Below are 10,524 nucleotides of genomic sequence, written 5' to 3'. Positions count from 1 at the left end.
GGTGTGGTCCCGCTCCTCCCCAAACTTCGCGCTACGCCACAACTCGGCCTTTACGCGGTCGTGGTACTCCTGCGCCGCTTGGCGGTCGGTTGTGCCAGTAGAGCGTCTAATTCTCGGGATGCCTTGCGCGCGGATATCAATCCACCAGATACCGGAACTTGCATTTTTGCGGATGGGCATTCGTTTTCTCCACCGACCCGCAGCGACAGCCGGGTCAGATTGTTTCGTTTTTTCGAGAATTCGGCAAGCTGTGTAGGCCAAACGCGCCACACACGTGAACCCGGCAGGCGGAATCCGATCTGATGCCGCATCGCAAACACGGTGCCGTAAGACAGTTGCAGGCGCTCGGCCACCTGCTGCAAGGTGAGGGCCTTTTCGTCCATCGCTCACACTCCGATCTCTCGCGGTTTCCCGCTCATCAAAATGCAAACGGGGACGCGCTAACAAGGGCGTCCCCGCTATCCAATCGAGCGCCGGCGGCGCTTACGTCAGAATTTCCCAATCTCTCGAGGTAACCCGCAGAATCTCTTTCAGTGCTTCGGCCGTGGCCGGGTGGGTGGTCATGCTATTCCCTTGATCGCTTCGTTCGCGCACCGGATGAATTCGATTGCCGCTTCCGCGTTGATCGCGTTGCCGTAGGCGCGAAGTCGTCCCACTCTCGCGGGAGCCCCATGAGCCAGCGGGAATGTGCCGGGTTCAACTGGCCGCCACTTTCCATCCCGGCAGGGGAGCCAATCAGCATCGCGCCAGAAGCCGTTAGTCGGGCCGGACCGCAGATCGCCGCGAAGTCCTGAAGGCGTTGCTGCACCTTCGTGCCGTCTGCACGCGTGATCGACATCGCTGATTCCGGATTTCCCACCCGATCGTTGTTGCAGGATGGTGTCGGCCAACCCGCCAGCATCCCCGCGTGATTCAACGTGACATTCGGCGTGGTGTAGTCCTGAGACGGTTTTCGCGATGCGTCCGCGGCTGTCGTGGTGGGCCATCCCGCGAGCCGCGCCGAACCCAGGCTCGTCAGATTTCCGCGAATGAACGTCTCGCTGCCCCGTTCTGCGTCGGCCGCTGCTGGCGTCGGCCATCCCGAGAATTGCGCCATCTGGCGAAGCGAAAATCCCCCCTGTAATCCCGGCTGTATCTGCGCGCCAGTTCCGTCGCTTGCGCGAGGCGTGGGCCATCCAGTACGTGCGGTCTCGGATGTGCGGAGCACCGACGCTCGCAGCCGGGAACGCGAGCGCCCCGAAGGCGTGACCCAAGGCTTCCATGTCATCTTGTACAAGGTCGATCCAAGGATCGACGTCCTTGCTCGCAACTTGCTCTCCAAAGACCGTTGCAGGCCTACACTGGCTGATGAGATGGAACCAGTGCGGCCACAGGTGCCGCTCGTCAGCAAACCCAAGTCCTGCGCCTGCCGCGCTGAAAGGTTGGCACGGACAGGAACCGGTCCAAACAGGTCGGTCGTCAGGCCATCCAGCCATGCGGAGGGCATACGACCAGACGCCGATTCCCGCGAAGAAATGGCACTGTGTGTAGCCTCGGAGGTCATCAGGTCGAACATCGCGGATATCTCTCGTGTCGACGTCACCGGGCGCGATATGCCCAGCGGCGATGAGGTTGCTGAGCCAGCGAGCGGCGTACTCGTCATGTTCGTTGTAGTAGGCACCGGTCATGCTCTGAAGGGCACCCATCCAGTTTTCGGCGAACCGTCCTTGTTCACCATCGGCGTTCCGTCGGCCTTCGTTTTCGTCCCCTGACACATAATCTTTAGGCTCGCGAGATCAGGCGTATTGCAGCGCTCAACCAGTGCGATGAACTCCTCGGCGAACTGAGGCGCGTCGAATTCTTGCGTCACCTTCACCGGTTTCATCGACAGGAATTTCTCGTCGGCCAATGCCCGCACCCGTTCCATCCACTCATTTTCCGAAAGCGGCTTGCGCCCCTCGTGGGTTGGGACTTTGTTCTTTGCGCGCTCGATCGCCACTTGGCGCGAGCGGCCATACACACAGAATCCACTCATGATCGATGCTCCTTTCAGTCATTGCCGCTACGCAGCGTGACAACGGGGCCGGCGTTATAGAAGCCGTCCTCGGTGCCGACTTCTTCCACGGCGACCAGGTCGACAAACGGATTGCCCTCGTAGTCATCGCTGTCTATCTGCATGACTACAACGTGGTGCTGAGGGTGCTTGTTGAGCTCTTCGATAAGGTCGGCGACGGTCATGCTAGGATTCCTCGAAACGAAAGGAGGCGCGAATGGACGATGCCGCGTGGCTCGGAAACATCCTGTACAGCGTATTTCCGGCAGACACCTTGCTCTCGGTAAGCGAAACGACGGGCCGAACTCGGGTTGAATGGACGGTGCCCAAGATCGACCGTCGGAATGTTCCGTTGGTGATCGATCTCGATCCGGTAGTCCGGCAGCGATGGGAAGACGAGTCCGTCGGCGAGCGCATCGCCCTTGAGGGACGAATTCGCCGCTCGGCCACAAATCAGCTCGTCGACTACGACGCTGCCGGGAGCACGGCCATTCCCGAAGCGGTGGTGATTCGGGTGCACGATATTGACCTGTAGCATCACGCCCCCTTAGCGCCGTCGACGCGCTCGAAGTGGAACACCACGGGCGCGCCGGTCTCAGTGATCAGGCTGTATTGCTTCGCCAGCCGGTAGATCGGGTGGTAGCTGTTCAGCGAGTTGATGTGTCCAGCCAGCCAGCCGCGCCACGATTCGAGCGACATCGATGCCTTGCTGATGTTGCAGGGCGGGCACGCGGGCATCATGTTCTCGATCACGTCGCGTTCGGGCCTGAGCGGCGTAGTCGTCGCGAGCCGCACGCTGCCGTTAGGGGCTTCCACACGTTTCAGATCGCGGATGCACGGCTCGAAGTGGTCAGCGTGCCAGCGCTCGGGCAATTGGCAGCCGCAGTAGGCGCAGTGGCCGTCGTACTTCTGGCGGACCTGCTCGCGCTGCGCTTTCGTCAGCTTCACGATTTCCGCTCCTCCGCTGCCTGCGAGGTGGAAGAACGCTCTTTACGGACGCTCAGGTATGCATCGAAGTTGATCGCCTCCACGCACTCAACATGCTTGCGCAGATGCATCAAGCATTCAGCTTTCGCGGCGTTGAACTGTGCCTCACGTGTTTCCCGCGAAATACGCAAGTCGTATCCCTCAATGGAGCGCACGGCGTTGGCTTGCTGGTACTGGTTCACGCATCCCCCTTCGCCCTGGCGGCAATGGCGGGGCGGACGTCATCTACCATCCGTGCGTTGTCGCTGCCGTCGTCCATACGCACGCGGACAAACACCCGATATACGCCTCGCTCGACTCCACCACTGCGCCAAGCGTAATAACCTGCAACGGTGCACTCGCGCCATGCATCGATGCTTGCGAGATGGATTTGCACGCGCGACCCGATGGCAGGCAGCACATCGCCGTCGACCGGCGGCAATGTCTCCCCGCCATCCGCCGACAGCGCGGCGCGGTTCTCCTTGAGCCAGTCGACAGCTTCGTCGTACTCGGGCAGGTAGGGGAAGGTTTCGATATGCTCGATGCCCACGACTCTGGCGGCATGGCGAGAGGCTTCAAGCAAGCAGATGCATTTGTCGATGAACGCCTCCCGCTCATCCCCGCCCACCTTCGCGGGAGACGTGAGGGCGGCGAGCGCGTCGCTACGGCGAATCAGTTCATCGGCCCCTGCCGCCATGCGGACATACCTGCCGTCTAGGGTGCGCATGATAACGGTCGGGATTGCCTTGATTCGATCAGTGTCGCCGCCCACCTTCGGAGCATCTGCGGCGCGATGCACGCCCAACACTTCGCATTGACCGTTCGGACAGTTACAGGTCTTGGTGCGCGCATAGGCGCACGGCTCGCGCTCGCCGCCATTCACGGGCGCGGCTGACGCGTTGATAAGTTGGCGCATCTGCGTGAACAATGCGGCCGCACAAATCTTTCCCGCCCCGGCCATGATTTCCAATTCATCGATGCGATCCTTCACGGTCGCGCTCAATGTCTCCGCCTCTTGCCCTGCGCTCTGTGCGGCTGGCGTGGGGGCGGCGGCAAGCATGGCGACATAAACGTCCGAAGTGATGCCGTAATTCTTCTTATTGCTGCCCGCTTTCAACATTCCCTCGGTTGGCACCTTCGGCACAAGCTGATACTGGCTCGCATCAAACGTCACGGTCTTGTTGTCAGGCATCTTCAACTCCGGTATCGAGAGGGCAATGACGTCCAGACTTGGCGGGCTCACCATCGCGGTTCTGTGGGCACTGTTTGTAGAAGCAGTCCCCATCACGGGCAGCGGCACAATGCCGCAACGGCTTGAGCGTCTTCACCGCAGACGGTGGGGCTGGCCGGGTATTCAGCTCTTCGGGGCGGGGTTCGTAGGGGCTCATGTTGCGGCACCTGCTTCCAGCGCAGTGCTGGTGTCAAGTTCCGACGTGGTAGTTGCCCAGGCGGGAAGGCTTAACTTGTCGCGAGCATCCGCTCGCATCGGCATCACCACGGCTACGAAGTCGCGATCACCGAGCGACACGATTGCCGCGCCTTCTCCGTTGTGATGAATGATGGGGTGATTGTGTTGACTCTCATTTATGAGTTTTGCCACCTTCCCCAGATCGCGGATGTATTCCGGATTGAACTGACCAGCATCGCCCGAGAGCTTCGATGGGATTAACTTCCGCCAGCGGGGAAACTCTCCAGCGAGGGGAGCGCCGGATAGCGTGATATCGGTTTGTTTAACGGCCACCACGTTCGCCCCAATCGTCAGGGTTACAGGCACATCGTTCTTCTTCACGGCCTGGAAGAGTCCAATCGGGAAGATTGCCGATAGCTTGCTGTCATTCCCGGATTGAGCGTCGACGCTCGTGCGGTAGGCGGCCAGGATATGACCGTTGGTGGCGCAGAGATACGCATCCTCGCCGTCGATCTCGACAAAGATGCCCTGCAAGTACCAACGAATATCTCGCTTGGCGGCGAAGTGCGAGATTGCTTTGATGATTGATGCTTTGACCAGAACGGTAACTTCGCTCATATCTCTCTCCGGGATCATTGGATCGACTCAGGCGGCGCCTGTTGTCTTGTTGATGTACTCGCGCCACGGGACCCACCTCCGGGGTGTGTGAAATCCCCAATTGCGCTGCCATGGCCCCATGATGAAAAGGGACCATGAGTCCTTGCCTTCGGGAATTTCGAGGCGGTGCCGGTCGGTGGCCTTTCTGAAGACGATCGAGCCAGGGCCGCGCCACACGCGGCGATAACCGCGCAGCAGTGACGTTTCCGGCTGGATATCCAGCCGCGCGGGCTGATCCTGTTCGGTCGGCATGATTTCCCAATAGCCACCGAGCAGCACGATGGAGATGCTCCACCACGGGTGATCGTGCAGATCTCGACCTTCGTCGCTGCGGAGCGTGTTGTGCACGCGAGCGCCCCACGAGGTATCGCGACGACCGTCGGCGGCGGCGCTCGCATCGTGCCCCTTTGGCTTACGAACCCACCAGCGGCGCATGTACCCCTTCAGGTCGAAATAGGGTGTGAGCTGCGCGTAGCCGATGATTGTGCACGCGACCAGCTTGGGCATCCAGATTCGCACGGTCACACTCCTTCCGATATGAGATCCTTCTCAGGCACGCGCTCACCGCCCACTGCCACGATGACGTCAGAGAGCAGGTGATTTAGCTCGCCGGTCATTAGCAGGAAATCAGCGTCGAATCGTTCGGCTTCGCTATCAGCAGTCGGGTCTGCGGCGTCCTTGAGGATATCGAGCGGCGCGATTCGTTTGAGCACAAATGCATCTGTCAGAACGAAGCTGATTCGGTCGTTCCAGGTCATGGCGAGGCGAGTAGTGCGCTTACCGCTCTGTATGTGCTGCCGAACGTCGTCACCATCAAGCGGATGTCGCACATAGCGCACAGCGGCCTTCTCATTCGTATTCGACCGCAACTCGACGTCCTGATCGACGGAGAAGCCGCCCGGGGCTTCATTCGATGCCAGCCAGTCCGTCATATGTGCGACTGGCGCGTCGTTTAGCTCGACGCACTGGATGCCGAATTCCAAGGTTCGCAGCAGCATGGCGCGGACGGAATCCGCCCGAGCAGGTGACGGCGTATCTATTGCGAGCCACCGATTGACGGTGTCGATCCAGACTCGAATGTCACTCCGGATGGCGAATGCCTTCGGCAGCAGTTCGTCGATTACCTGCTCTTTGATCTCGCGCATTTGCTTGCGACCCGGCTTGAAGCCTTGCTGCACTTCCAGTTCGGCAGCGCGCTCGCGGGTAGCGGCATTCACCACTTTTCCAGGCAGCAACTTTTTCTCGGTGCGGAACGTGAGCAAAATCTGGCCGTTTATCGAAAGGGCCAAGTCGCTTTCCTTCCGCACTGGTGCCCACCCGGCCGACTCAGATTCAAGGCTGGCACATGGGCTAAAGGCAAATTTCGCCAATTTTTCTTCGAGCTGCTGTGATGTGAGTGACCACGGCGAAATGCGATGAATCTGAAGGTTTTTGAACCACATGGGTTGTTTCCTTGTGTTGGTGGCGGGCGACGCTCACTCGTCTGCTTGAGCGACGGCTTTGATGAAGAAGGCGAGGGCGGCGATCAGGATGGGCGCATGCTTTTCGAGCGCGTCGCGGCGTGCCTGCCTAGCTTCGAATTCCTCACGGACGCGCGGCGAGCCAGGGCGTGGAGGAAGCCGGGACGGCTGGTGATTCATGAGCGGGCGCAGCTCTTTCCACGCGCGCGCGGCTGCCGCTCGCTTTGCGGCAGAGGTCATACGTTGAAAATCAGTTTTGCGACGATCGCCCCGGCGAGTGCAGACAGATGACATACCCATGCCGCGACGCTATGTTCGATCGTCCACTGGTTGTAGCGAAGGAAGACGGCGTTCACGGGGCCGACAATGAGGCGTTGAAACATGCTGCGCCTCAGTGAGAAGCGTCGCCGTACCCCATTCGGTAGGCGAGTTCAGTGGAGAGACACGGGCGACCGCACTTGGCGTCGTTCCAGCCGAACTGGTACTGGCGAATCTCTGCTGCAAACATGGGGAATCCTCCAGAGAGGTAGGGAGCGCCCCGGCAGAACGCCGGGGCGATACGGCTTTAACCATGTCCGTCATGGGCCTGTGAGCGGTCAGGCTCGCTCTGGTGCGCGAAGAGGGTGGAGGGGCTTTCCCCCTCTAGCCCGGACAGACGATTCGGCTGTGGCCTATAGCCGAATGGGCGAACCTTACCGGGCGGTTCATCGCGTTCCGGCGCGGTGATTTGCGCTCACCCTCAAGAGAGCAGACCCGAGATCCTGATCAGATCGGGGAAATGGGATACGGGCTTTATATCGACGCCGCGCCGCCGTCGGATCTGCTCACTTGAAGGTGCTCGGGCTTCCACCGAGCGCCAGCCTGGGATATCGCGGCTGTCTACCCCTCAGATCCGGACGTCCACCCACTGGGCACGTTTCACGACTTCGGGCGCTTATGGCGAGGGTGGCCGGCGCTCATCTCCGGCTTCGTGGTCCGTATAGCGCGGTAGCGAGCCGCCTGTTGAGACAGTGACCACACGAGGGGCTACACAGCGGAGAGCAACTCCTGTGTGCGCCTTTCCCTCTCGGATTACCAACTTCTCCGCGCCTGAGCATGCGCATTCACCCTCACGGCTGGCGACTGTACCGACTTCGCTATGTTGCTTGGCCCCATCGGCAGGTGCGCACCCTGCTATCAGTCGCCATGCGTGAGGCGGCTCCTTACGGGAGCCAGTCGGACGTACTTGTTTCTCGCCGGTTGAGCACTCAGTCGTCATCGAGCGGGCTCGGCACTGCTGCAATTCGGTAAAAAGACGCCGCACTCTGGCGGCCGTCACGCCTGCATCATCAGGGGCGTTCCCTCGCCGGGGTGTTTCTATATCAAGTCAAGACGATGACTGATTCGTTTCGATGCCTCCTGCGAGGATCGCGCGCAGCTTGCCAACATTCCAGCGCGCAGAACCGCCAATCCTGATGGGTTCGGGGAGGGCACCGCGCCTGCTGCGCTCCCACACCGTGGAGATACTGCAACCACACAGCGCGGCTACAGTCTTGACGTCGACGGCCGCCGCGTTCGGCAGATCATCGAAGCCCTTGAGAGTGGTGTTGTCACGTGCACTCATGGAAAACCTCCTCATGTATATGGCGCGGCTCTCGGAAGAAAGCCGCCTCAGATACAGCGTCGCAGTGCGCGGGCGGCGCTAGGCCTGCCGGCGCACTGCTGGGTGATACGTACTGCGCCGGGATTCCAACCGGCATAACCATTTCTGCTCTTGGCCGTCTACGCCTCACCCCATTCACCGTGAACCGCGCTTTGGCGGACTGGATACGGTAGGGACACCGCGCAGAGCTGCGGCCATGCCCGCAGATGCGATTGAGCCGGACGAACACCCAACGTAGGCGGGTGAGCAACATCGGCAAGTGAGTTTTTAAGGAGCGCCCCTACCTGCGGGCGGGCAGCGATGTGTGCTGCGATGGAGAGAACAATAAACATAAGTTTATAAATAGTCAAACAAAAGTTTATTTCCGAGCAAAAAAAATCCCCGGATTCCGGGGATTTGCTGAGCGCAGAACTTAAATTAGTGCGCAAATGCTTCTGCATGGTAAGCGGCGAGATCCTTGGCTTTGTCAGCATGGAAGATTTTGAAGCCGCTCGCGTACAACAAATCCAAATGTGAATCTGCAATATCCGCGACTTCCCGGGGAACACATACTAAGGCGAACTTCATTGTGGTATCCCCCCAAACCTTTTGCCCCTGCTGAGCTGCCGTAACTTTTGTGCACGCTTCCGCAATCTTTTGGCGCGCGCCCTGCGATGAAACCCGATAATCCAGAGTCTGAGTAATCCGGTACACGCCGTTCTTGTACACGAAATCTGCTTTCAAATCAGGGGTGCCAGGAATTGAGACGTGCGGAACTACCAAGTGGTCCAGCAAGTCGTCTGCTGTTTTCCCGAGCAGTTCCATGCTCTTGAAACGTTGAGCAATTTCGTGATGGAGCTTGCTTCTCGGCGCTCGCCTAGACGGTTCATTCTTGGCCGTTATGTATTGAGCCTCCACAAGACGAATCTCTTCGGCCAAGGTGGCCGGTGACGCATAAAAGAAACCCGGCTCGCCTGGCAGGCAATACCCAAGAGCCGCCAGGAGCGAAATTCGCTCAACTATCGGCCTGTTCTCGTCGGCGATAATTTCTTGAACAGCATCTCGGAAGCGGTCAGCGCGCGACGAGTTCCACGACGCGTCAAGCTGTCGAACTTTGGCCAGTGACGCACTGATCCTCGTCACTGGAGACTCGCCTTGGGGAAATATAGCGAGACCCACGTTGATGCTCTCGCCTCTTATCGCGTCCGGCGCAAGCCGGAGCACGACGTATTCATAAAACTTAGTCATGTCCATGCTCCCGATTGCAAAAAGGCCAGCGTATCGTCAACGCGTGCGGTCCAGTATTTGGCCCACCAGTCACAAAGCTCGGGTCCGCTGGCGTCTACCATCCATTCGACAGGAAGCTGTTCGAACAGGTTCGCAAGCCAGTCACCCGAAAGGGTTTTGATTATCTCACAAGCGTCGGAGGCTGACTTGTGGTCATAAACAACGCCCAGCGCGTGCCATTGGCGCCACGCCTGTTCCGTGTTCTCGTTTCGGAGAGACTCAAACGGGCGTGGCGGATGATACGTTGGCCATGCTCGCGAGAAGTCGACCGCCCTGAGAAATACATCGCCATTGAGTTGACGCTGAGGCAGCCAGTTGTGCCAGTGCCTGTCATTATTCCCTAGCGCGATATCGATTGCGAGCACGGCAGAGAAAATCGTCATGTTCTGGCATTTCTTGACCTGTTCTATCAGGTCGAGTTCCGACTCCGGCAGTTCCACCCCAGACTCAAGGCGCGAACCAAATACGCTTCTGCCTCGGTAGTTTACGACGGCGGGATCAGCGCACGGAACCTCGCTTGCTCGACAAAGAGCCGCTCCGACAAACTCAGCAAGACATACTTTTGGATCGGTTTTCAGTAGATACCGCTCGCCATGCTGCGTGATGCCTATACCCGCATTATCCGCGCCCGACTGCATCGGGCGATAACTTCTAATGACGGGCGGCAAAAGTCCAAGTTGGATCACTTATTGGTCTTTTTTGGACTGCTCGAGATCAGAAGTCTGATGCTCTCTCGAACAGAGTCTGGTAACTCCCTCTCCGCGATCGCGTTCGTTACATCTTCGATGAACTGGCGATCCCCCTGGCTGAGATCGGGTGCGTTTTGTTGGCAAAGGCGCTTATACCCGTCTAAGTCGATATACGTCAGATCCTCGGTTAAGAGGGTATCGAGGCCGACGCCAAAATGCTTTGCAAGCGAAGGGGCAAGTTCTGAGTGAGTGCTGTCCCGTCGCTCTAGGGCATAAATCGGCTGTTGCGACTCTATCCCAATCTGACGTGCGAGTTCCGGGCGAGATTCGCCGCGCAACAGTCGCAAATGTTGGACGTTCTTACCGAGAGCCATCACGCCACTCTATAAACAAATGTGTATGCC

The 10,524-nt window shown here is 59.1% G+C and carries 17 protein-coding genes; 1 reads left to right on the top strand and 16 read right to left on the bottom strand.

Going from position 1 to position 10,524, the window contains the following annotated elements; translation table 11 throughout:
• Positions 1-50: 50 nt before the first annotated feature.
• The 4 genes from AB870_RS27125 to AB870_RS14390 all read right to left on the bottom strand — a co-directional run bounded on the left by AB870_RS27125 (position 51) and on the right by AB870_RS14390 (position 2,217).
• A complete protein-coding gene (locus tag AB870_RS27125; RefSeq protein ID WP_237169947.1) occupies positions 51-383 on the bottom strand; it encodes a hypothetical protein in 333 nt (110 codons plus the stop codon).
• A gap of 177 nt (positions 384-560) precedes the next feature.
• Positions 561-1,685: a DNA cytosine methyltransferase gene (locus tag AB870_RS14400; RefSeq protein ID WP_237169946.1), complete on the bottom strand. Its 1,125-nt coding sequence runs from the start codon at positions 1,683-1,685 to the stop codon at positions 561-563.
• Positions 1,664-2,014, bottom strand: a complete 351-nt coding sequence (locus AB870_RS14395; protein ID WP_047905241.1) for a hypothetical protein — start codon at positions 2,012-2,014, stop codon at positions 1,664-1,666. Before AB870_RS14395 ends, AB870_RS14400 begins: the two co-directional genes overlap by 22 nt.
• Positions 2,015-2,028: 14 nt before the next feature.
• Entirely contained in the window at positions 2,029-2,217 is a 189-nt protein-coding gene (locus AB870_RS14390) for a hypothetical protein (protein ID WP_047905240.1), read from the bottom strand.
• 32 nt (positions 2,218-2,249) lie between these two features.
• On the opposite strand from AB870_RS14390, the gene AB870_RS14385 reads away from it, so the two are divergent.
• On the top strand, positions 2,250-2,567 hold the full coding sequence (locus tag AB870_RS14385; RefSeq protein ID WP_047905239.1) for a hypothetical protein: 318 nt from the start codon (positions 2,250-2,252) through the stop codon (positions 2,565-2,567).
• Between the two features lie 2 nt (positions 2,568-2,569).
• Here AB870_RS14385 and AB870_RS14380 read toward each other — a convergent pair whose 3' ends face one another.
• The 12 genes from AB870_RS14380 to AB870_RS14330 all read right to left on the bottom strand — a co-directional run bounded on the left by AB870_RS14380 (position 2,570) and on the right by AB870_RS14330 (position 10,494).
• A complete protein-coding gene (locus tag AB870_RS14380) occupies positions 2,570-2,980 on the bottom strand; it encodes an HNH endonuclease family protein (RefSeq protein ID WP_047905238.1) in 411 nt (136 codons plus the stop codon).
• Positions 2,977-3,201, bottom strand: coding sequence for a hypothetical protein (locus AB870_RS14375; RefSeq protein ID WP_047905237.1), 225 nt, complete (start codon positions 3,199-3,201; stop codon positions 2,977-2,979). Before AB870_RS14375 ends, AB870_RS14380 begins: the two co-directional genes overlap by 4 nt.
• The gene (locus tag AB870_RS14370; protein ID WP_157112334.1) at positions 3,198-4,298 is read right to left on the bottom strand and encodes a hypothetical protein; all 1,101 of its coding nucleotides are present in this window, start codon (positions 4,296-4,298) and stop codon (positions 3,198-3,200) included. Before AB870_RS14370 ends, AB870_RS14375 begins: the two co-directional genes overlap by 4 nt.
• Before the next feature lie 84 nt (positions 4,299-4,382).
• Positions 4,383-5,024: a DNA polymerase III subunit beta family protein gene (locus AB870_RS14365; protein ID WP_071386883.1), complete on the bottom strand. Its 642-nt coding sequence runs from the start codon at positions 5,022-5,024 to the stop codon at positions 4,383-4,385.
• A 27-nt stretch (positions 5,025-5,051) separates the two neighbouring features.
• On the bottom strand, positions 5,052-5,570 hold the full coding sequence (locus AB870_RS14360) for a hypothetical protein (RefSeq protein ID WP_064674838.1): 519 nt from the start codon (positions 5,568-5,570) through the stop codon (positions 5,052-5,054).
• A 14-nt stretch (positions 5,571-5,584) separates the two neighbouring features.
• Positions 5,585-6,505, bottom strand: a complete 921-nt coding sequence (locus AB870_RS14355; RefSeq protein WP_047905234.1) for a recombination-associated protein RdgC — start codon at positions 6,503-6,505, stop codon at positions 5,585-5,587.
• A gap of 33 nt (positions 6,506-6,538) precedes the next feature.
• Positions 6,539-6,763: a hypothetical protein gene (locus AB870_RS14350; RefSeq protein ID WP_047905233.1), complete on the bottom strand. Its 225-nt coding sequence runs from the start codon at positions 6,761-6,763 to the stop codon at positions 6,539-6,541.
• Positions 6,760-6,906, bottom strand: coding sequence for a hypothetical protein (locus tag AB870_RS26395; protein WP_157112333.1), 147 nt, complete (start codon positions 6,904-6,906; stop codon positions 6,760-6,762). The genes AB870_RS14350 and AB870_RS26395 overlap by 4 nt, the downstream gene beginning before the upstream one ends.
• A gap of 983 nt (positions 6,907-7,889) precedes the next feature.
• Entirely contained in the window at positions 7,890-8,126 is a 237-nt protein-coding gene (locus AB870_RS14345; protein ID WP_084663707.1) for a helix-turn-helix transcriptional regulator, read from the bottom strand.
• Between the two features lie 456 nt (positions 8,127-8,582).
• Entirely contained in the window at positions 8,583-9,392 is an 810-nt protein-coding gene (locus AB870_RS14340) for a DUF3037 domain-containing protein (protein ID WP_167362702.1), read from the bottom strand.
• Complete coding sequence (locus AB870_RS14335) at positions 9,389-10,117, bottom strand: HipA domain-containing protein (protein ID WP_157112332.1); 729 nt, start codon at positions 10,115-10,117, stop codon at positions 9,389-9,391. The genes AB870_RS14340 and AB870_RS14335 overlap by 4 nt, the downstream gene beginning before the upstream one ends.
• On the bottom strand, positions 10,114-10,494 hold the full coding sequence (locus AB870_RS14330) for a helix-turn-helix transcriptional regulator (RefSeq protein WP_047905229.1): 381 nt from the start codon (positions 10,492-10,494) through the stop codon (positions 10,114-10,116). The genes AB870_RS14335 and AB870_RS14330 overlap by 4 nt, the downstream gene beginning before the upstream one ends.
• Positions 10,495-10,524: the final 30 nt, after the last annotated feature.

It is taken from the genome of Pandoraea faecigallinarum (assembly GCF_001029105.3).
Taxonomy (GTDB): domain Bacteria; phylum Pseudomonadota; class Gammaproteobacteria; order Burkholderiales; family Burkholderiaceae; genus Pandoraea; species Pandoraea faecigallinarum.
This window is presented reverse-complemented; position numbering and strand designations above follow the sequence as displayed.